The organism is Luteibacter sp. TLI7-4A (genome assembly GCF_056754745.1).
Window position 1 is genome coordinate 3,508,159 of the sequence record NZ_JBPGWO010000001.1, and the last position, 18,733, is coordinate 3,526,891.

At 67.3% G+C, this 18,733-nt stretch carries 20 protein-coding genes; 9 read left to right on the forward strand and 11 right to left on the reverse strand.

The genetic code is table 11. The features are described 5' to 3' along the window. Positions 1 to 171: 171 nt before the first annotated feature. The 4 genes from ACR9Y6_RS15430 to ACR9Y6_RS15445 all read right to left on the reverse strand — a co-directional run bounded on the left by ACR9Y6_RS15430 (position 172) and on the right by ACR9Y6_RS15445 (position 3,628). Positions 172 to 1,164: a LacI family DNA-binding transcriptional regulator gene (locus ACR9Y6_RS15430; RefSeq protein WP_481282080.1), complete on the reverse strand. Its 993-nt coding sequence runs from the start codon at positions 1,162 to 1,164 to the stop codon at positions 172 to 174. 326 nt (positions 1,165 to 1,490) lie between these two features. Further along, positions 1,491 to 3,092 (reverse strand): PepSY-associated TM helix domain-containing protein, encoded by a 1,602-nt coding sequence (locus tag ACR9Y6_RS15435; protein ID WP_481282081.1) that lies wholly within the window; start codon positions 3,090 to 3,092, stop codon positions 1,491 to 1,493. A 3-nt stretch (positions 3,093 to 3,095) separates the two neighbouring features. Continuing rightward, a complete protein-coding gene (locus tag ACR9Y6_RS15440; RefSeq protein WP_481282082.1) occupies positions 3,096 to 3,359 on the reverse strand; it encodes a hypothetical protein in 264 nt (87 codons plus the stop codon). After that, a complete protein-coding gene (locus ACR9Y6_RS15445) occupies positions 3,359 to 3,628 on the reverse strand; it encodes a hypothetical protein (protein ID WP_481282083.1) in 270 nt (89 codons plus the stop codon). The genes ACR9Y6_RS15440 and ACR9Y6_RS15445 overlap by 1 nt, the downstream gene beginning before the upstream one ends. Before the next feature lie 248 nt (positions 3,629 to 3,876). Here ACR9Y6_RS15445 and ACR9Y6_RS15450 point away from each other — a divergent pair, with 248 nt between their 5' ends. From ACR9Y6_RS15450 to ACR9Y6_RS15480, 7 genes are all read left to right on the forward strand, one after another. Next, a complete protein-coding gene (locus ACR9Y6_RS15450) occupies positions 3,877 to 4,311 on the forward strand; it encodes an SPFH domain-containing protein (protein ID WP_481282084.1) in 435 nt (144 codons plus the stop codon). A 68-nt stretch (positions 4,312 to 4,379) separates the two neighbouring features. Beyond that, positions 4,380 to 5,009, forward strand: coding sequence for a 16S rRNA (guanine(527)-N(7))-methyltransferase RsmG (gene rsmG / locus ACR9Y6_RS15455; protein ID WP_481282085.1), 630 nt, complete (start codon positions 4,380 to 4,382; stop codon positions 5,007 to 5,009). A gap of 82 nt (positions 5,010 to 5,091) precedes the next feature. Further along, complete coding sequence (locus ACR9Y6_RS15460; RefSeq protein ID WP_481282086.1) at positions 5,092 to 5,940, forward strand: ParA family protein; 849 nt, start codon at positions 5,092 to 5,094, stop codon at positions 5,938 to 5,940. A 10-nt stretch (positions 5,941 to 5,950) separates the two neighbouring features. Continuing rightward, positions 5,951 to 6,823, forward strand: a complete 873-nt coding sequence (locus tag ACR9Y6_RS15465; protein WP_481282087.1) for a ParB/RepB/Spo0J family partition protein — start codon at positions 5,951 to 5,953, stop codon at positions 6,821 to 6,823. 23 nt (positions 6,824 to 6,846) lie between these two features. After that, a complete protein-coding gene (locus ACR9Y6_RS15470; RefSeq protein WP_481282088.1) occupies positions 6,847 to 7,380 on the forward strand; it encodes a sigma-70 family RNA polymerase sigma factor in 534 nt (177 codons plus the stop codon). Then, positions 7,377 to 8,111: a DUF3379 family protein gene (locus tag ACR9Y6_RS15475; RefSeq protein WP_481282089.1), complete on the forward strand. Its 735-nt coding sequence runs from the start codon at positions 7,377 to 7,379 to the stop codon at positions 8,109 to 8,111. Before ACR9Y6_RS15470 ends, ACR9Y6_RS15475 begins: the two co-directional genes overlap by 4 nt. Before the next feature lie 80 nt (positions 8,112 to 8,191). Further along, the gene (locus ACR9Y6_RS15480) at positions 8,192 to 8,908 is read left to right on the forward strand and encodes a glycosyltransferase (RefSeq protein WP_481282090.1); all 717 of its coding nucleotides are present in this window, start codon (positions 8,192 to 8,194) and stop codon (positions 8,906 to 8,908) included. A gap of 14 nt (positions 8,909 to 8,922) precedes the next feature. Here ACR9Y6_RS15480 and ACR9Y6_RS15485 read toward each other — a convergent pair whose 3' ends face one another. Both ACR9Y6_RS15485 and ACR9Y6_RS15490 read right to left on the reverse strand, forming a co-directional pair. Beyond that, positions 8,923 to 9,864, reverse strand: a complete 942-nt coding sequence (locus tag ACR9Y6_RS15485; RefSeq protein WP_481282091.1) for a patatin-like phospholipase family protein — start codon at positions 9,862 to 9,864, stop codon at positions 8,923 to 8,925. Between the two features lie 9 nt (positions 9,865 to 9,873). Further along, positions 9,874 to 10,863 (reverse strand): helix-turn-helix transcriptional regulator, encoded by a 990-nt coding sequence (locus ACR9Y6_RS15490; RefSeq protein ID WP_306848655.1) that lies wholly within the window; start codon positions 10,861 to 10,863, stop codon positions 9,874 to 9,876. A gap of 219 nt (positions 10,864 to 11,082) precedes the next feature. Here ACR9Y6_RS15490 and ACR9Y6_RS15495 point away from each other — a divergent pair, with 219 nt between their 5' ends. Together ACR9Y6_RS15495 and ACR9Y6_RS15500 are read left to right on the forward strand one after the other, a co-directional pair. Further along, positions 11,083 to 12,009, forward strand: coding sequence for a hypothetical protein (locus ACR9Y6_RS15495; protein ID WP_481282092.1), 927 nt, complete (start codon positions 11,083 to 11,085; stop codon positions 12,007 to 12,009). Positions 12,010 to 12,090: 81 nt separating this feature from the next. After that, positions 12,091 to 12,948 carry a DUF481 domain-containing protein gene (locus ACR9Y6_RS15500; protein ID WP_426286101.1) on the forward strand — a complete coding sequence of 286 codons (858 nt, stop codon included), beginning with the start codon at positions 12,091 to 12,093 and terminating at the stop codon, positions 12,946 to 12,948. 59 nt (positions 12,949 to 13,007) lie between these two features. On the opposite strand, the gene hemC is transcribed toward ACR9Y6_RS15500, so the two are convergent. The 5 genes from hemC to ACR9Y6_RS15525 all read right to left on the reverse strand — a co-directional run bounded on the left by hemC (position 13,008) and on the right by ACR9Y6_RS15525 (position 18,590). Beyond that, complete coding sequence (hemC, locus tag ACR9Y6_RS15505) at positions 13,008 to 13,928, reverse strand: hydroxymethylbilane synthase (RefSeq protein ID WP_481282093.1); 921 nt, start codon at positions 13,926 to 13,928, stop codon at positions 13,008 to 13,010. Between the two features lie 83 nt (positions 13,929 to 14,011). Continuing rightward, complete coding sequence (locus ACR9Y6_RS15510; protein ID WP_481282094.1) at positions 14,012 to 14,725, reverse strand: LytR/AlgR family response regulator transcription factor; 714 nt, start codon at positions 14,723 to 14,725, stop codon at positions 14,012 to 14,014. Beyond that, positions 14,703 to 15,770, reverse strand: coding sequence for a sensor histidine kinase (locus tag ACR9Y6_RS15515; protein WP_481282095.1), 1,068 nt, complete (start codon positions 15,768 to 15,770; stop codon positions 14,703 to 14,705). The genes ACR9Y6_RS15510 and ACR9Y6_RS15515 overlap by 23 nt, the downstream gene beginning before the upstream one ends. A 44-nt stretch (positions 15,771 to 15,814) precedes the next feature. Further along, entirely contained in the window at positions 15,815 to 16,483 is a 669-nt protein-coding gene (locus ACR9Y6_RS15520) for an alpha/beta hydrolase (protein ID WP_481282096.1), read from the reverse strand. Positions 16,484 to 16,487: 4 nt separating this feature from the next. After that, on the reverse strand, positions 16,488 to 18,590 hold the full coding sequence (locus ACR9Y6_RS15525; RefSeq protein WP_481282097.1) for a prolyl oligopeptidase family serine peptidase: 2,103 nt from the start codon (positions 18,588 to 18,590) through the stop codon (positions 16,488 to 16,490). Between the last annotated feature and the right edge of the window lie 143 nt (positions 18,591 to 18,733).

Here is an 18,733-nt window from a genome sequence, read left to right on the forward strand (position 1 = left end):
ATGTTTTCTATGTGTGTGATCCACGGGGTCGACATGGCTGTCGTGTCGCGGTGGTCGAGCCACTCTTGGAGCGTTATGCCCCCGTGTATCGCGTCGAGCGAAGTCCTGAGATTGACGCCGTCCTGGGGAGTCCCATCCACGGCCCGGCAAGCCGTGCGTTCCGACGGGGCGTCAGGCCCGTCGTCGTACCGTGTCGCTGCCGCCACACGAGGCGCGCACGACCAGTTCAGTGCCGACGACGACGCGCGGTTCGGGCGCGGCGTCCTCGGGTGCCTCGATCATCTTGACGAGGCGTTCCAGCGCCGCCTCGCCCAGCTCGGCGATGCGTATGCGGACGGTGGTAAGCGGTGGCGTCACGTAGCGCGCCATGGGAATGTCGTCGTAGCCGACCACGGCGATGTCGTCCGGCGTGCGCAGCTTCGCTTCGGAAAGCGCTGAAAGGCAGCCGATCGCCATCATGTCGTTGGCGGCGAAGATCGCGTCGGGGCGCGGCACCATCGCCAGCGCCTGTTTGCCCGCGTGATAGCCGGACTCCTCGGTGAAGTCGCCCGGCAGGATGACGGCGCGGTCGCCGAGGCCAGCCTTCGCCAATGCCTCGCGATAACCACGGGCACGCTCCTGCACATCGTGGTTCACCTGCGGACCCGCGATGAAGACGATGCGCTTGCGGCCAAGGCTCAGCAGGTGCTCGGTCATCGCGCGGGCGCCGCCGAAATCGTCGACATCGAGCGAAGCATGGCGATCGGAGCGCACGTGGCTGTTGATCAGCACGGTCGGCAGCACGATCGGCAGGTTCTCGTCGAGGAAGGCCTCGTCGGCATGGGGCGACATCACCAGAAGGCCGTCGACCCGGCCCTGCATCGCGCGCAGGGCGATCGCCGCTTCCGTGGCATCGCCATGCGAGCTGGAAACCAGCATGTACAACCCACGCGCGCGGGCGGCGAGGTCGATGCCGCGGATCAGTTCGGAGAAGAAGGCGCCATGCAGGTCGGGCAGCAGGGCGCCGATGGTCTGCGTGCGGCGGGTGATGAGGCTGCGCGCGGCGTTATGCGGCACATAGCGAAGGCGGGCCGCGACCTCGCGGATGCGCTTCTGGGTTTCCGCCGTCACACCGCCGTGGCCGTTGAGGGCGCGCGAGACGGAAGCCACCGATACGTTGGCCATTCTCGCAACGTCTTTGATCGTCACACTCACGTGGTTATCGCCCTTGACCAGCCCTCCCGGGGCCTGACGGCGCGGAACGTAAACGTTTTCACACAGGCTTGTAAAGCGTGCGAAATCAACCGTTTGCTGCATCGCGGTAGGATCTACGCGAAGACGAGATACCACTTGCCGAAGCACTTTGAAAATACGTGCGAGGTCAGCGGCTTGAGTGGTACGCAAGAAATTGTGGCGGCGCAGCAGCAAACGCAGACAAACTGTTCACGGAAGTAAATAGCTGTCGCGTCAGGAACCACGTAACGGGCGTTACATGGAATTGCCGAATTCGCTCACGCTTCCTGCAGTTCGCGGGCGGATCGTTCGCTGCCTGCGCGCCGGGACGACCACACGCTGCATGGGTCCCCTTCAACGGCACGACGGCGCGTGGCGAAGCCAAGCCAGGCGAAACCCACGCCCATCGCGATCGCGACCAGGTCGACACCGAGCACCGCGAAGCGCCCTTCGCCGAGCGTGCGGAGCAGGCGGTCGCCATGGATCGTCGCGTCGAGCACCCCAACGGCCACGCTGATGAAGGCGGTGGCCCAGAGCAACTCCACCGCCGCCCTGGCGGGCAGGCGCCAGAAGGTCCAGAGGATCGCCGCGGCGAAGGCCGTGAAGCATACGGGCTGGACGATGGCCGTAGGCGAGGCGCCCCAAAGCGGGCCCAACAGGTTCGCGAGGAAGGTGGTCGAGATCGCGAAGCACGCACCGATGCAGACGCCGACGGTGGCCGTGGCCATCGCGCGTACCTTCAACGGCTGGTTCGCCTGGCGCCGCTTGCGACGTGATTCGATGTACAGGAGATTGCCGGAATAGAACAGGAAGGCACCGGCGAGGCCGAGGACGAAATACAGCCAGCGCAGCGAGAGGCCGCCGAAGCTGCCGAAGTGCAGGCCGAAGATCGCCGAGTACGTGGCGTGGTTCGCATCGCGCGCGCCGCTCAGCTGCATGCCGAGCACGTGCCCGTCCGTGGCATCGAGCGAGACCATCCCGTATTCACCGAGCGTCTTCCTGGATGTGCCGCGCACTTCCGCCGCGGCGCCCTGCCGCCCGTAGTGCACGTAGCGCATGTAATCCGGTTCGAAGTTCGCGGCGCCGGCGGCGAGCGCGGCCTGCCGCGCGCGCGCGCCGAGTTCGGCGGGCGACAGCATCACCGCCGTGCCGCCCTTGTCCTGCGTGGCCGGCAAGGCGCTCGTCATGCGCTCGAAGGCGGGCATCAGCTTGCCGTCGAAGATGGCCGTGTTGAACGCGACCAGCATCACGAGGGTGAGGCAGAGCAAGGCGCCCGTGATCGCGAAGATGATGTGGAAGGGAAGGCTGAGGATGCCGATGACGTTATGCGCGTCCTGCCACAGGCGCTTGAGGTTGTGCCCGGGACGCAGCGCGAACAGTTCGCGCACGAGGTTCGGCAGGTGGATGAGCAGTCCCGTCAGCAACGCCAGTCCATAGATCACGCTGACGACGCCCATGAGATAGATGCCGACGACCGGAATGCCGAGGTCGTAATGCAGTTCGTAGACGAAATCGGCGAGGCCGTGTTCGTGGTCTTCCGAATCGCGTGGCGCGGTCTCGCCCAGCGACTGGGTCTTCCACTCGCCGTTCTTCTCCATCCAGTACGCGGCCACTTCGTGCGAAGGATGATCGGCGGGATACGTCACGCCGATCTGTTCGGCCGCCGCGGGGTGCTTCGCCACGATATCCGCCAGCATGGCGTGCGCGCGGTCCATGGTGTCCGCACGGGCCATCTCGGCCCGAGGCACGGCCCATGCGTCGATCTCTTCGTGGAACATGGTCAGCGCGCCGGCATAGAACGCGATGAACAGGGCGAAGCCGGCAAGCAGGCCGGTCCAGGTATGGACCGTGGTGAAGGTACGCAGCGTGGAGGCTTTCATCGGTTACAGCCCCGGCATCGTGTGCTTGGCGAGGAACAGCGCGGCGAACGCGGCGAGGTTGGCCATGGCCAGCCACGCCCAGGCGCGGACACCGCTGCGGAAGAGGAAGGTGGCGGCCATGATCCCGATCCACAGCGGAAAGAAGATCACCATCATCGGGATGACCACCGACTCGCTCGAATGCGGCCAGATCCAGATCGCCACCGCGACCAGGGCCATGGACAACGGCAAGCCAAGCAGGATGCCGGCGAAGGTCTTGGCGAGCATCAGCGTGGTTTCCGTTCAGTGGCCGGGCGGAACAGCCATGTGATGTAGGGCAGGGCGACGGCGCCCAGCATCAGTGCCGTCAGCGCCGAAAAAATGCCCGGCAGGGAGGTCTCCCCGGCAATCCACGCGACCAGCGCCGCGAAGGCGAACACGCTGGCGCCGAGACGGGCAGGGCGTCCCAACGGCCGCGACAACAACCGCTGGTTCCGCGAGGCCAGGTAGGCGAGGGCCATGGCGACGAAAGCTGCCACGCAGCCGAGGAGATTCATGGACGGAGACCGGCGACAAGGACTGATTGATAATTATTATCATTTGCTACTGGCCGGTCAAACCTGCGCCAGTGGCCTTGTGCTGCTTAAGTTTTGACCAACCCGTCCGTTAACTGAATAGGGGCATTGGTAAAACTAGCGTTAACCCCCTCCGTTAAATTAGAATTAACACCCCAGCGATCATCGCGATGCGGCATCTCGCTGTGCGATGCGACAGGAAAGATCGATAACCGATTGATATAGCAGCCATGTTGACCACCGCCCTCATTGCCACGACCCTCGTCGCCTTCGCTCTCGCGGCGGCATCGGTCCGTCGCATCCCGGAAGGCCAGGTCTACAGCGTGCGCCGCTTCGGTCGCTCGCCCGCGCTGCTCACCGCCGGTACCCACGTCGTGCTTCCCGTGTTCGACCGCGTCTTCCACAAGATCGATCTCGGCGGCCAGGTGCTTCGCTTCGAGGGCGGCACGGTCTATTGGCAGGTGCTCGAACCGGAAGTCGCCGACGAAGTCATCGATGAGGCGCCCGAACTGATCCGCAGCAACGTCGTCGCCGCCCTGCGCGATACCGCCACGGGCCATGCGGCCGACCGCCGCGCCGTCGGTACGCAACTCAAGCACGCCGTGAACGGTTCGCTCCGGGCTCGCGGCATGCTGGTGACCCGCGTCGAACTCGACGCCGCCTGATCCCCGCGCTGGCGCCATCGCGCCGGCGCTTCCATACTCTTGCGCCCCTCGCCTCACCCAGGTGCCGCATGACCGCGCGCGAAGCCTTGCAAGCCCAACTCGAACGCGGCATCGCCGCCCTGGGCCTGACCTTGCCCGATGGCGCCGTCGATCGCCTGCTCGATTACCGGGAGCTGCTGGAGCGCTGGAACTCGGCCTATAACCTGACGGCTGTGCGCAACGCCGACGAGATGATCGCCCGCCACCTGCTCGATTCGCTGGCGATCCTTCCCTACGTCCACGGGCGCACCCTGGCCGACCTCGGCACCGGGCCGGGTCTGCCCGGCATTCCGCTGGCCATCGCGGAACCGGCGCGCGACGTGCTCATGGTCGACTCCAATGGAAAGAAGGTCCGCTTCCTGCGCGAGGCGATCCGCTCGCTGAAGCTGACCAACGCAAGGGCCCTGCAGAGCCGCGTCGAGGACGTCGAGGGCACGTTCGAATGCGTCACGGCCCGCGCCTTCGCCTCCCTGGCCGACATGCTCGGCTGGGGCGGCCATCTGTTGGCGCCGGATGGCGTCTGGCTGGCGATGAAGGGCAAGCATCCGGCGGAAGAACTGGACGGGGTGCCGGAGGGATTCCAGGTGGAGGCGATCCATGCGCTGCATGTGCCGGGCGTCGATGGGGAGCGGCACCTCGTGGTCATCCGCCGGGCGTAGAAGCGCGTCCCGACCCCAAGGCCCGCCCCATCGAAGATGCTACGCTAACGCCCTTTCCGCGCACGGTAGCTACCGGTACTCCATGGCCCGCATCCTCGCAGTCGCCAACCAGAAGGGCGGTGTCGGCAAGACCACCACCTCCGTCAACCTCGCCGCGGCCCTGGCCGCCGCGAAGCGCAAGGTGCTGCTTGTCGACCTCGATCCGCAGGGCAACGCCACGATGGCCTCGGGCGTGGACAAGCACGAGGCCAAGCCGAACGGTTGCGAAGTGCTGCTGGACGAAGCCGCCATCGGCGACGTGCTGGTACGCACCGAAGCGGGCTTCGACCTGCTGCCGGGCAATGGCGATCTCACCGCCGCCGAACTCAAGCTGATGGATGGCATGGCGCGCGAGCATCGCCTGAAGGAACAGCTGGCGAAGATATCGGACAAGTACCACACGATCCTGATCGACTGCCCGCCCTCGCTGCACCTGCTCACCCTGAACGCGCTGACCGCGGCCGATGGCGTGCTGATTCCGGTGCAGTGCGAGTACTTCGCCCTGGAGGGGCTGTCGAGCCTGCTCGACACGATCTCCGCCGTGCGCCAGCGCTTGAACCCGAAGCTGGAGGTCGAAGGCCTCCTGCGCACCATGTACGACGTGCGCAACAACCTCGGCAACGAGGTATCGGCACAGCTCACCCAGCACTTCGGCGAGAAGGTGCTTCGCTCGATCATCCCGCGCAACGTGCGCCTGGCCGAGGCACCCAGCCACGGCCAGCCGATCCACCTGTACGATCGCGGTTCGCGTGGCGCCATCGCCTATATCGGCCTCGCTGGAGAGATCATCCGTCGCGAGCGCGCGATGAACGCGCATGATGCCGGCGAGCTGGCGAGCGATCTCGACGAAGCCGCGCCCGATGCCAGCGGCGCGACCCCGACGACCCCTTAAGGAGCACCCAGTGGCAGCAGCGAAGAAACGTGGACTCGGCCGTGGCCTCGACGCCTTGCTCGGCGGCGGCGCGGGTCCCGACGCCGCCCCCTCGATCGTCGAGCAGGAAGGCGAACTGCGCTCGTTGCCGATCCACCAGATCCAGGCAGGCAAGTACCAGCCGCGACGCCACTGGAACGACGAGGCGCTCGACGAACTGGCCGCCTCGATCAAGGCCCAGGGCCTCATCCAGCCCGTGGTGGTCCGCGCGATCGGCAAGAACAGCTACGAGCTGATCGCCGGCGAACGCCGCTGGCGCGCGGCCCAGCGTGCCTCGATGAGCGAGATTCCCGCCCTGGTGAAGGACGTACCCGAGCAGTCCGTGCTGGCCATGGCGCTGATCGAGAACATCCAGCGCCAGGAGCTCACTCCGCTTGAGGAGGCCCAGGCCTTGCAGCGCCTGATCGACGAATTCGACCTCACCCACCAGCAGGCCGCCGATGCGGTCGGCCGCTCGCGCGCGGCGGTCTCCAACCTGCTCCGCCTGATCGAACTGCCCGCCTCCATCAAGCAACTGCTCGACGAAAGCAAGCTGGAAATGGGCCATGCCCGTGCCCTGCTCACCTTGCCGGCCACCATCGCCGAACCGTTGGCGCTGGAAGCGGCGCGCAACGGCTGGACGGTGCGCGAACTCGAAGAGGCCGCACGCAAGGCCCAGCTGGCTCCGAAGGGCAAGGCCAGGTCGGCGGCCGTCGATCCGAACATCGCCAATCTCGAACGTGAACTGGCCGAACGCTTCGCCACCCGCGTCGAACTCGCCCATGGCCGTGGCGGCAAGGGCAAGCTGGTCATCCATTACCACAGCCTCGACGAGCTGGATGGCATCCTCACCAAGGTCCGCTGAGCGCGGCCTGTAAGGAAATGCGCATGGCGCCGGTCCATGAGGGTGTGAATCCGAAGCAGCGCCAGTACGAAGCCATGGTGCGCGCCCTGTCGGCGGACCTCTACCGGTACGCCTTCTGGCTGTCGCGCTCCGAGACGGTCGCCCAGGACCTCGTCCAGGAGACCTTCCTGCGCGCGTGGAAGAACCTCGACAGCCTCCGCGACGCCGAATCGGCGAAGCCCTGGCTGATCACCATCTTGCGCCGGGAGCACGCGCGCCTCTACGAACGCAAGCGCCTGGATACCGTGGAACTGGACGACAACGTGCCCGAAGACGCCGCCTTCGCCAGCCCCGAACGCAGTGGCGACGCCGCGCAGGTGCGCGAGGCCATGTTGAAACTGCCGGACAAATACCGCGATCCGCTCGCCATGCAGGTGCTCGGTGGGATGACGTGCGAGGAAATCGCCGAAAGCACGGGGCAACAACCGGGCGCGGTGATGACCCAGCTGTTCCGGGCACGCCAGCGCCTGAAGGATCTGCTTGGCGGACGTGCCGTGGCCGAGGGGGGCCGGAAATGAATTGCCTCGAATTCCGCCGCCGCGTCGGCGCCGAGCCTCGCTCGCGCGATCCGGAGATCCTCGCCCATCGCGACAGCTGCAAGGACGGATGCGCCGCGTTCTGGCAGCGTGCCCAGCGCTTCGAGGACGACCTCGAAGCCGCCCTTGCCGTGCCGGTGCCCGAAGGGCTCGCCGATCGCATCCTGCTGGCCCAGGCCACCGGTGAACGGCGTCGCCAGGTGGGGCGGCGCCGCGCCTGGATGGCGATGGCCGCGTCGGTCCTGATCGCCTTCGCCGGTGTCGGGATGCTCTGGCGCCATGCCGACCTCAACTCCCTGCCTGCCCTCGCCGTGGCGCACATGCCGGAGGAAATGGACGCGCTGAGCCTCACCCAGCCGATGACCGACGCCCAGGTCGAGGCAGGTTTCGTGGGCCGCGCCACGCGGCTGAAGGGCCCCGCCCCGGCCGGCGTCACCTACGTGCACGACTGCACGGTCGGCCCGTACCCGGCGGTGCACGTGGTCACCCGGATGAACGACGAGCCGGTGGTCGCCCTGTACATGCCCGGCAAGATGGTCGACAAGACCACCGAGTTCCACCGCGACGGCTGGGACGGGCGTCAGGTGGCGCTCAGTGGCGGCACCCTGGTGGTGATGGCACAGGGCGCGAGCCGGAACACGCGGGATGCGGTGGAGCGCGGTTGGCGGGCCGCCATCGAGGGTCCTGCCGGCCAGGCCGTGGGCCGGATCTGAACGATTGCCACGGCGGCGGCCCCATCCGGCGCGGGTTGGGCGATAATGCCGCCCCGAATCCTCCTGCCTCCGGAACCGCGATGACCGACCTCGCCGTGGTCGTGCCCGTCTTCAACGAGCGCGACAACATCCCGCCCCTTCTCGCCGAGATCGCTTCGGCCCTGCGCGGACGGATCGACTTCGAGATCATCTACGTCGACGACGACAGCACCGACGACAGCGTGGCCGTGCTCACCGCCGCCCGCGCGCAGTATCCGGAACTGCGGATCATCCGCCACCTCACCCGCAGCGGGCAGAGCACGGCCGTGTGGAATGGCGTGCGCGCCGCCCGCGCGCCATGGATAGCCACGCTCGACGGCGACGGCCAGAACGATCCGGCCGATATCCCCAAGTTGCTGGCCGCCCGCGAGGGCGCCAAGCCGGAACTGAAACTGTTCGCCGGCTGGCGCGTCACGCGTCGCGACAGCTTCAACAAGCGCATCTCATCGAAGGTCGCCAACGCGGTGCGTTCGCGCATGCTCCAGGACGACACGCCCGACACCGGCTGCGGCCTGAAGCTGTTCGAGCGCGAGACCTTCCTGCGCCTGCCCTACTTCGACCACATGCACCGCTACCTTCCGGCCCTGGTCAAGCGTGCCGGCTTCGCCAGCCAGAGCGTGCCGGTGGGCCACCGTCCGCGCACGGCGGGCACCTCGAAATACGGCATGCTCGACCGCCTCTGGGTCGGCCTTGCCGACCTGCGCGGCGTGGCATGGCTGATGCGCCGCGCCAAGGTCACCCGCACCGAAGAGGTCTGACCCACCGGGCCCGTCTAGCGGAAGGTTGTTCGCGGTGTCCAATGGTCCAGCGCGCGAGCAGTCCGTTCGCGCCCCAGTTCGATCAACTCGCGTGCGCGATAGAACTCGTACACGGTGGACACGTTGCGCGGAATCTCGATCAGCAGGTCGGGCGGATAGGCGGCCAGGCGCAGGCGCGAAAGATTCGCCTGCATGAGATCCATGGACTGCGTCATCAGTTCGAACGCGCCCGGGTCCCTGACCTTGGTTTCGCCTTGCGGCAGCACGCGCCCGATCAGGCGGCCGAGGCGTGCGGCATAGCCCTTGTCGGCCACGGCGGCCACGTCGCGTTCGGGCGGTTGCTGCATCTCGGCCGCGCCATCCACGCTCACCGCCACCACGTAATCCGCGTCCTCGCGCATCAGGGGCAACACGGGCAAGGGATTGAGCAAGGCGCCGTCGACCAGGCGACGGCCTTCATGCGTATAGGGGCGGAACAGCGTGGGAATCGCGATCGAGGCACGGATAGCGTCGAACAGCGGTCCACGGGTGAGCCATACCTCGCGTTCCCGGTCGATGTCGGTGGCCACGGCCGTGTACGTGATCGGCAACTCCTCGATGTTCACCTCGCCGATCAACTCGCGCAGGGCGGCCATGATCCGGTCGCCCTTGATGAATCCACCACCGGAGAAGCTCCAGTCCACCAGGCGCAGGACATCGAAGCGGGCCAGCGTGGAGACCCAGTCGCGGTAGATGTCGAGCTTGCCCATGGCGTAGATGCCGCCGATGAGGGCGCCCATCGAGGTGCCGGCGACGGCGACGATCTCGAAGCCGCGTTGCTCCAGTTCCTCGATGGCGCCGATGTGAGCGAGGCCTTTGGCCGCGCCCGCACCCAATGCCAGCGCGACGCGCGGTTTGCGCGGCTCGCCGGTGGTGGCGGGCAGTGCGCCGGGATCGGCGATGTCGAGGTCGCTCATGAAACCTGCTTAATGACGATTGCCGTTGCCCTGGTACCCGGAAAGGGCCAGTTGCAGCAGGATCTTCATTTCCTCGCGCAAGGGCAGCGGCGAGACGATCTCGGCATCCGGACCGTACTTGAGTACATCCATCAGCAGTTCGCGCGAGTTCGAGTACGGCACCTTCAGTTCGTAGCGGCCGTCGGGCAACCACTCGCCCTTCTGTTGGGAATGCCAGTGCTCGTCGGCCACCCAGCGCGCGGCGTGCGAGGAGAAACGAATGGTGGCCCAGGCTTTCGGCTTGCCGGCGAAGATGCCGTAGCTGGAGGCGAGCAGGTCGTTGAGTTCCGCCTCTTCCACGTCTTTCGCCTTCGCGTCCAGCGCCTGCGGCTCGGCGATGCGGTCCACCGCGAAGCTGCGCAGCGCCTCGCGATCGTGGTCCCAGACATCGAGGTACCAGTTGTCGCGGTAATGGGTCAGTCGCTGCGGCGATACGGTGCGCTTCGTATCGGAGTTCGTCGTGCGGGCGCGGTAGCGGAAACTCAGTTGGCGGCGTTCGAGCACGGCGCCGGCGACCATGCGGAATACCTGCTGGTCCATCTTGCGCGCGCCCCAGGAGATCACCCGGATGCGGTCCACGGGCAGGGCCTTGCCGCTGCCATGGTCGGAGAGGAGCCGCTCGATGCGAGCCTTGAAGGGCGCCAGCGCGCCGGCCAGCACGCCCGGATCGGAACGACCGATCAGTTCGTTCAAGGCCATCAGGGCGGCGAGTTCGTCGCTGGTCAGCCACAGGCCGGGCAGTTCGAAGCTGTCGCCCTCGCCCGCTTCGTAGCGGAACGAGGCCTGTTCGCCGGCTACGCTCTGCACGGGCGCGCCCAGCGCATCGCGCAGGAAGGCCACGTCGCGATAGAGCGTGGCGCGCGAGCATTCCAGCTCGTCCATCAGCCGCGACAGGGGTACCGGGTAATGGGCCGACTTAAGCAGCCTGTGCAGGGTGAGAATGCGCTCGTAGCGGTCCATGGGTGTCGCCGGCAGATGGAGCTTTCGGGAAGTGTGTCCGCGCGGGCGTGATGCCCGTATCTACGCAGGCCAAGCATGGCGGTGGGCGGTGCGCTCCGCAAGGGATGACTGCGGTGCGCGCCGTAGGATTTCCGTACCGGTGGGAGTCCCGGGTTTGCGCCCGGCACCGATAGGCGCAAAAATGCAGCCTTTGCGATTCGCCGAAGGCCTCCCCCGACCATGGCGGAACCGAACGAGGCGCCCCCCATCGCGCTGGCCCACGGGCTGTCCGATGGCGATGGCGCGCTCACCAGCTTGTTCTCCCTACCGATCGTGGTCGTGCAGACGGCCAGCGCCACCGGCTATGGCCTGTGGATGGTGCTCGGCACCGCCCTGGCCCTGGGTCTCTATCCGGACGGCCGCGGCGATGTGCTCGCCCCGTTGTCGATCGGGCTGGTGCTGGTGGGCGTTGGCCTCGTGGCGACCTGCCTGCGCTTGCCCTTCGCGCCGGAATGGCACGGCTGGAATCCCGTGAAACGGATGATGCCGACCCCGGAAGGCATGATCGCCATGGCGACCTTCCTGCCGATGCTGGCCCTGGGCGGCCTCGCGCGCGGCGGCAACGATTTCTGGGCCACCCGACTGGCCGGCGCGGTGCTCATGCTCTGCAGCCTGGCCACCCTGGTCTACACGGCACGCGGCGATTCGCGCGGCCTGCGCGGCCCGGTGGCCTCGATGGCCAATACCCTCCCGCTCGGCCGGACGATCTCCGCCCTCTTCGCCGGAGGCTTGTGGTTCTGGCTCTGCGTCGCATTGCAGGTTGAGACGCCGATCGATCCGCTCAATCCGTGGCGACTGGCCCTGCTCGGGGTGGCGCTCGCCCTGGGCCTGGTGGAGGGCATGCGCTGGCGCGCGTTGCGCCAGCTGGCCGAGGAATGCGGCAAGACCGCGAGCATCACGGGCGGTCGTAGCGCGGTTTCGCTGCTTGGCTGGCGCTTCGGCGTCGCGGCACTCGCGATCGGATTGCCTTGCTTGCTGTTAATCGCCCATCCGACGGGTGCGATGCAGGCGTGGGCCGCCGGTCTGGCCGCGTTAAGCTGCGTTGTCGGTCAATGTCTCGAACAGCGGCTCTATGGCCGCGCATACGCCCGGCTGGTCACAGGCTAGGCAAGATCATGGCGCGGGGGCGCGCCGCTGGCCGTCCAGACGGCCGAAGAACTCCCTTTCCAATCCACATCCGGGTAGACGATGAAAAAACTGCTTATCGCCACGCTCGTCCTCGCCGCGCTGCCGTTCACGGCATCGGCACAGGACGCCAACGCCAATCCGAACCAGGACCCGTCCCAGAATGGCGGCTGGACGGGTTCGGGCGAATTCGGTTTCGCCTCGTCCCGTGGCAACTCGCGCTCCGAGAACGCCAATGCGAAGCTCGGCCTCAGCCAGGAAAACGAGGTCTGGAAGAACAACTTCTTCCTCAACGGCCTGCGCTCGAAGGGCGAGGTGTCGGTCACCGACGGCGACGGCAACACCGTCGACAAGTTCAGCACCACCGCGAACCGTTACGACACGGGCGCCTCGGTCGGCTACAAGTTCGATCCGCGCAGCTACGTGGTGACCGCCGCCCGCTACGAACACGACGATTTCGGCGCCAACCTGTGGCAGGGCATCATCTCGGTCGGTTACGGTTACATCGCGCTGAAGAACGAACGCGCCGAACTCTCGTTCGAAATCGGTCCCGGTTTCAAGCGCTACCAGCCGGCGAAGTCGACCCGCGCGGTGTTGAACGCCGACGGCACGCCGGCTGTCGACGCCGAGGGCAATGCCCTCTCCGAGACCTACACGCCGAGCGCCGAGAGCGAAGTCGTCGGCCGTGGCCTGATCAACGGCAAGTACCGCCTCACCGACAACACGGCGCTGGAAGACACGCTGCTGGTGGAAGCGGGCTCGAAGAACCAGTACTACCAGAACGACATCGGCGTCTCGGTCAGCATGACGAAGAAGATGGCGCTCAAGGTCGGCTACCAGATCCGCTACAACAGCGACACGCAGCCGGGCACGGTCAGCACGGACAAGCTGATGACGACCAACCTCGTCTACAACTTCTGACGGTTCGGCTTCGGGAAAGCATCGCCGACTTGTCGGCGATGCTCTTACCCCGGAACCCCTCACCGCTGCGGCTTCAAGAACTCTTCGGCACCCAATGCCAGGAGCATCGCAGCCACTTCCTGCCCCAGCTCCACCGGCGTGTCGCCCCTGCTGTCCGCCTGCGCATGCAGCAGCTCGCCCGTGGCGGCGTTGCCGACCATGCCGTGCAAGGTGAGCCCGTGTTCGGCGACGACGCACCACGCGCCGATGGCCACCGCGCAACTGCCGCTGAGCTTTTCGTTCATCGCCCGCTCCGCGTTCACGGCGATGCGGGTTTCCTCGTCTTCCAGCGCTGCGAGCAATTCATTCACTCGCCTGTCGTTCGCTCGGGATTCCACGGCGATCGCACCCTGGCCTGGAGCCGGCAGCCAGCCGGGGCTGGCCAGTCGCGTACGGATGCGGTGGCCGAGGCCAAGCCGCTCCACGCCCGCGCAGGCGAGGATGATCGCGTTGTAATGACCGTCATCGAGCTTGGCCAGCCGCGTGTTCACGTTGCCGCGCAGGTCGAGCAACTGCAGGTCGGGACGCAACGCGCGCAACTGGGCCTGGCGGCGCAACGACGACGTGCCGACGCGGGCGCCGTTGGGCAGTTCGGCGAGGTTCGCGTAATCGTTGGCGATGAAGGCGTCGGCGGCGTCGGCGCGTGGCAGGACGGCGGAAAGGACGAAACCCGGCTCCAGCTCGGCGGGAACGTCTTTCAGGGAGTGCACGGCGATATCCGCGCGATCCTCCAGCATCGCCACCTCCAGTTCCTTCAGGAACAGGCCCTTGCCGCCGATCGTGGCAAGCGAGCGGTCGAGGATCTCGTCGCCGCGCGTGGAGAGCGGTACCAGCTCGACGGCCAGCCCGGGATGCGCCTGGCGCAGCAGGCTGGCCACGTGTTCGGCTTGCCAGAGGGCCAGCGCACTCTTGCGGGTGGCGATGCGGAGCGGTGCGGTCATGGCGGTCCGTACGGGGCTATCGTGAAAGGTGACGATTGTCCCGCAAACCACCCTCGAGCGCAGCGCGGTGCGACGTCCCGGTGTCAGGCGCCGGGCGTGCGGAGCAGCTGGCGGATCCCCGGCAGGTTGCGCCGGCTCACCTCGGGGGCGACCTCGGTGCCGGCCAGGCGGGCCAGTACGCGCCCGTCGGCGAGGGTCTTCAATCCCAGCAGCCGCTCGCGCGGAACGAGGCAATTGCGATGCAGGCGCACCAGGCGCTCGCCATGCGCGGCCTCCAGCTGGCGCAGCGATTCGTCGATCAGCCACATGCCGCCACGGTGGTGTACGGCCACGTACTTCTCGTCCGCGAGAAGGTAGAGCACCTCATCGAGCGCCACGCGTACCTCGTCCGCGCCATGCCTGGCACGCAACCAGGCACCCCTTTCGGCGTGGGCAGGCCGGAGTCTCGCCATGGCGCGCTCCATCGCCTCGTCCAGCCGCTCGGCGCGGACCGGCTTCAACAGGTAGTCCGTCGCACCGAGGTCGAAGGCGCTGAGCGCGTGTTGTTCGTAGGCGGTACAGAAGATCACCTGGGGCGGCGCCGATAAGGTGGCGAGCCGCTTCGCCGCGAGCGTCCCCGTCAGCCCGGGCATTTCGATGTCGAGCAGGACGAGGTCGGGTTTCCACTGGGCGCAAGCCTCCAGCACGGCATCGCCATCGGCGACCTCGCCCACCACGGTGATGTCCTGGCGGCGGCCCAGCAAGGTGCGCAGGCGCATCCGCGCCAGCGGTTCGTCATCGGCGATCAGTACGCGCATGCGCGGACTCCGGCAGGAACAAGGTCACGACGAAACGGTTGTCATCGGTCTCGGCGCGCACCGCGGCGCGTTCGCCGAAGTGGAAGCGCACGCGTTCACGGACGCTGCGCAAGCCGTGCCCGTTACCCGGGGTGGCGGGCGCGTCGGACAGCGGGTTGTCGATCACGATCTCCACGCCGCCCGGCACGCGGCGGCCACCGAGGCGGATCGTGCCTCCCGCGCGGCTGGGCTGAACCCCGTGGCGGATCGCGTTTTCCACCAGCGGCTGCAATAGCAGGCGCGGCAGCGGGAGGTCGTCCGGCACGTCGATGGCGCGTTCCACACGCAACCGGTCGCCCAGGCGCAACGCCTCGATCTCCAGGTAGCGATCCACCAGCGCCCATTCCTCGCCCAACGTTCCCACGGACGACGGGTCGCTGCCCAGGGCGGCGCGAAACAGCTCGGCGAGGTTTTCGACGGTGCGCTCGGCGGCGTCGGGGTCCACGCGGATCAGGGCGGCCACGGCATTCATGCTGTTGAAGAGGAAGTGCGGCCGGATGCGCGCCTGCAAGGCGGCCACCTGAGCCTGCGCCTCCGCCGCCACGCGTGCCTGCCATTGCGCCACGACATAGAAGTAGCGCAGCAACCCCGCGCCAAGGAGGCCGGTGGCAAGCACGCTATCGCGCACGAAGCGGAATCGCGAAGCCGGGCTGAGGCCGGCACCGAGGTTGTGGTCGATCCAGCCGAGCAGGGTGGCGCTGACTCCCACCGTGACCACCAACAGCAGCCATACGGCGGCGTAAGGCCACAGCCAGGGCAGCCGCTGCATCCAGGGACGCAGCTTGCACAGCGCCACCGTCAGCAACATCGACAACCAGCTGGTGAACAACACGGCGATGCAATAGTCGCGCAAGTCACCGTCGTTACCCGGCGCGAGCCACATCAGGGTGACGGTGAGCGCACCGACCACCAGCAATGCGAACAGCACCGGCAGGCTACAGAAATCGGGCAGCGGCGCCGATGGTGGGCGTGGAGGGGCGGGGCTGGCGGACGGGGCGGCTGGCATGCGGCGAGTATGCCGGATGCTCCCCGGCGCCAGCGCGCGGCCGGTCACGCGTCGGCGAAACGCTCCGCGAGCCAGGCGCGAATGTCCGCGATCTCCGCCAGGCTGACCTGGTGGCCCATGGGATAGCTATGCCAGTCGATGCGGTGCCCGAGCGTTTCCAGGGCCCGGCGCGATTGCTCGCCCAGGGTTATGGGCACGATCGGATCGGCACTGCCATGTCCCCAGAAGATCGGCGTGGCATGGTTCGCACCGCTGCGTTCCGCCTCGATCGTATCGTGCAGGGGCAGGTACGCCGACAGCACCAGGATGCCTGCCAGCGACTCGCGATGACGGAGGCCCGCCGAAAGCGCCATCGCGCCGCCCTGGGAGAAACCGGCCAGCACGACGCGCGACGCGGGCACGCCACGTTCCACCTCGCGCGCGATCAGGGCTTCCACGTCGGCGATCGAGGCGCGGATGCCTTCGACATCCTGCTTGTCGGCGATCGCGAGACCCTTGATGTCGTACCAGGCTCGCATGGGCATGCCGCTGTTCACCGTCACCGGCCGGATCGGCGCATGGGGGAATACGAAGCGTATTCCCGGCCACGCCGGGTCGACCAGCTCGGGCACGATCGGCGCGAAGTCGTCGCCGTCCGCGCCCAGGCCATGCAGCCAGATCACCGACCAGACGGGCGAAGGACGGGTTTCGCGTTCGACGGTGGGCAAGGACATGCGCTTATTCCCCCAATCCGAGTTCGGTCGCGAAGAAGGTCATCGACAGCGCCTGGTTGCCCACGCGCTGGCTGAAGGGTGCGCCGATGCCATGGCCGGCGTTCATGCGCGTGAGCAGCAGCACCGGCTGGCCCGAAGTACTGGCATCCTGCAGTGCGGCGGCGAACTTGCGCGACTGCCAGGGCGCCACGCGCGGATCGTTCGCGCCCGTGGTCAACAACACGGCCGGGTACTTCGTTCCCTTCTTCACGTTGTGCAGGGGAGAGTACGCCAGCATGGCCTTCGCGATCGTGGGGTCCTTGACCGAGCCGTACTCGCTCACATTGTACGGCCCGTTCGCAAAAGCGGTTTCGTGGCGCGGCACGTCGTAAATACCCACGGCACCGACCACCGCGCGGTATTGCTCCGGATGCTGGGTGAGCGCCGCGCCCATCAACAACCCACCGTTGCTGCCGCCGAGGATGCCCAGGTGGCCCGTGTCGGTCCATTTCGTGTCGATCAGCGCCTGCGAAGCCGCGAAGAAGTCGTCGAACACGTTCTGCTTGCGCTGCTTCTGGCCCTGCTCGTGCCAGGCCTCGCCGAACTCGTTGCCGCCGCGGATGTTGGCGTAAGCCAGCACGCCGCCACGCTCCAGCCACGCCAGGTTCGGGCCGACGAAACCCGGGGTGACCGGAATCCCGAAGCCGCCATAGCTATAGAGGATGGTGGGGCGCTTGCCGTTGGGCGTGACGCCGTCCATCGCGATCACGGTGACCGGAATCTTGCTGCCATCCTTCGAGGTGCCTTCCACCCGGGTGACGCGAACCTTCGAATAGTCGGCGGCCGGCTTCACTTCGAAGATGGTCTTCAACGAGCCGGTGACGCCGTCATACTCGGCCCAGTGCGTGGGCGTGGTCCAGCCGGCATACGAGATCAACGCCTTGTCCTGGCCTTTTTCCGACGCCACGCCGCCGATGGCCACGCCCGTCGCCGGAAGCGGCACGCGCCGCACGAAGCCCGCTTTCGCGTCGTACTGGTCGGCCCACCAGTCGGGGCCGGCACTGCGCACGACGAGGAAACCATCGCCGAGCGGCGTCACATGCTGGATGGCGCCTTCGCCTTCGGCGAGAACATCGACGGCCTTGCCATCGGCTCCTATCGTGACGATCTTGCCGCGCGGTGCGCCGGCGAAAGTCACCACGTAGAGGTGTTCGCCCACCCAGCTGGCCGAACGCACGTCGGCCTCGTGGCCCAGCACGCGTTTGAATTCGCCATGGCCCCTGCGCAGGTAGACCTCGGCGGGACCGCCGTCGCCTTCGTTGGCCAGCAGCGCGGTGGACGTGCCGCCTTCACCTTCCATGAGGATGTACTCGGCGACGTGCGAGTAACCCTTGCCGAACACGACACGGTCCTTCGCCACGGGCTCGCCGATGACGTGGTGGGCGAGGTAGGCGTCGAACTCGCGCAAGGGCTTGCCGGCGGTCGGCGCGTCGAAACGCGCGTAGATCACGCCCTTTTCGTCGGCATCCCAGGCCAGCGCCTGCGGCGTGGTGCCGCCACCGGCGAACGGCAGCTCGTCGCCGAGCGGCTTGCCTGTCTTCGTATCGAGGATATGGATGGTGGTGAGTTCGCTCCCGCCTTCGGCCGTTCCATAGGCGAGGTAGCGACCGCTCGGCGACGGCCAGTAGGCGGTGATGGCCGTGTTGCCGTCACCCTTGTTGAGGTCCACCAGCGTGCGTGTCTCGCCGTCGGGCCAGGCCTTCGCCACGAGTACCGGCTGGGGCTGCGGGGGCGTGTTTTCGAAGTAGAACAAGGTGCCGCCCGCCAGCGTCGGCGACGATCGCGTCGTGGAGGTGATGGATAGTTCGCGGATGCGCGCGCTCAGCGTCTTGCCCAATGGCATCGCGCCGATGGCGGCCTCGGTATAGGCGTTCTGCGCCTCGATCCACTTCGTCACGTCCGCTGCGTCCGGATTTTCCAACCAACGGTAGGGATCGTTCACCGGCTGCCCTGCGAGGCTTTCGGATACCACGCGCTTCGGTGTCGGCGGCGGTTGGGGCGCGGCCGCCTGGGCGGCGAAGGCGACGAACAGGCTGGCGGCAAGCAGGCGTGGAACGATGGCGCGCATGGGTGAACTCCGGGGGAGGAACGCCGAGCGTAGCAAAGCGCGCCACCCCGGGTGAGAGCCGACCCTCGTGGGAGCCGATCCTGGTGGGAGCCGACCTTGTCGGCGGTCCCGCGGCAGCGGACCAGGGTGAGGCAAGCACCCGT

Excerpts from the sequence above, each read along its gene's own strand:
- ACR9Y6_RS15430 (WP_481282080.1), bottom strand. The coding sequence starts at position 1,164 with ATGGCCAACGTATCGGTGGCTTCCGTCTCGCGCGCCCTCAACGGCCAC.
- ACR9Y6_RS15435 (WP_481282081.1), bottom strand. The coding sequence starts at position 3,092 with ATGAAAGCCTCCACGCTGCGTACCTTCACCACGGTCCATACCTGGACC.
- ACR9Y6_RS15440 (WP_481282082.1), bottom strand. The coding sequence starts at position 3,359 with ATGCTCGCCAAGACCTTCGCCGGCATCCTGCTTGGCTTGCCGTTGTCC.
- ACR9Y6_RS15445 (WP_481282083.1), bottom strand. The coding sequence starts at position 3,628 with ATGAATCTCCTCGGCTGCGTGGCAGCTTTCGTCGCCATGGCCCTCGCC.
- ACR9Y6_RS15450 (WP_481282084.1), top strand. The coding sequence starts at position 3,877 with ATGTTGACCACCGCCCTCATTGCCACGACCCTCGTCGCCTTCGCTCTC.
- rsmG (WP_481282085.1), top strand. The coding sequence starts at position 4,380 with ATGACCGCGCGCGAAGCCTTGCAAGCCCAACTCGAACGCGGCATCGCC.
- ACR9Y6_RS15460 (WP_481282086.1), top strand. The coding sequence starts at position 5,092 with ATGGCCCGCATCCTCGCAGTCGCCAACCAGAAGGGCGGTGTCGGCAAG.
- ACR9Y6_RS15470 (WP_481282088.1), top strand. The coding sequence starts at position 6,847 with ATGGCGCCGGTCCATGAGGGTGTGAATCCGAAGCAGCGCCAGTACGAA.
- ACR9Y6_RS15475 (WP_481282089.1), top strand. The coding sequence starts at position 7,377 with ATGAATTGCCTCGAATTCCGCCGCCGCGTCGGCGCCGAGCCTCGCTCG.
- ACR9Y6_RS15480 (WP_481282090.1), top strand. The coding sequence starts at position 8,192 with ATGACCGACCTCGCCGTGGTCGTGCCCGTCTTCAACGAGCGCGACAAC.
- ACR9Y6_RS15485 (WP_481282091.1), bottom strand. The coding sequence starts at position 9,864 with ATGAGCGACCTCGACATCGCCGATCCCGGCGCACTGCCCGCCACCACC.
- ACR9Y6_RS15490 (WP_306848655.1), bottom strand. The coding sequence starts at position 10,863 with ATGGACCGCTACGAGCGCATTCTCACCCTGCACAGGCTGCTTAAGTCG.
- ACR9Y6_RS15495 (WP_481282092.1), top strand. The coding sequence starts at position 11,083 with ATGGCGGAACCGAACGAGGCGCCCCCCATCGCGCTGGCCCACGGGCTG.
- ACR9Y6_RS15500 (WP_426286101.1), top strand. The coding sequence starts at position 12,091 with ATGAAAAAACTGCTTATCGCCACGCTCGTCCTCGCCGCGCTGCCGTTC.
- hemC (WP_481282093.1), bottom strand. The coding sequence starts at position 13,928 with ATGACCGCACCGCTCCGCATCGCCACCCGCAAGAGTGCGCTGGCCCTC.
- ACR9Y6_RS15510 (WP_481282094.1), bottom strand. The coding sequence starts at position 14,725 with ATGCGCGTACTGATCGCCGATGACGAACCGCTGGCGCGGATGCGCCTG.
- ACR9Y6_RS15515 (WP_481282095.1), bottom strand. The coding sequence starts at position 15,770 with ATGCCAGCCGCCCCGTCCGCCAGCCCCGCCCCTCCACGCCCACCATCG.
- ACR9Y6_RS15520 (WP_481282096.1), bottom strand. The coding sequence starts at position 16,483 with ATGTCCTTGCCCACCGTCGAACGCGAAACCCGTCCTTCGCCCGTCTGG.
- ACR9Y6_RS15525 (WP_481282097.1), bottom strand. The coding sequence starts at position 18,590 with ATGCGCGCCATCGTTCCACGCCTGCTTGCCGCCAGCCTGTTCGTCGCC.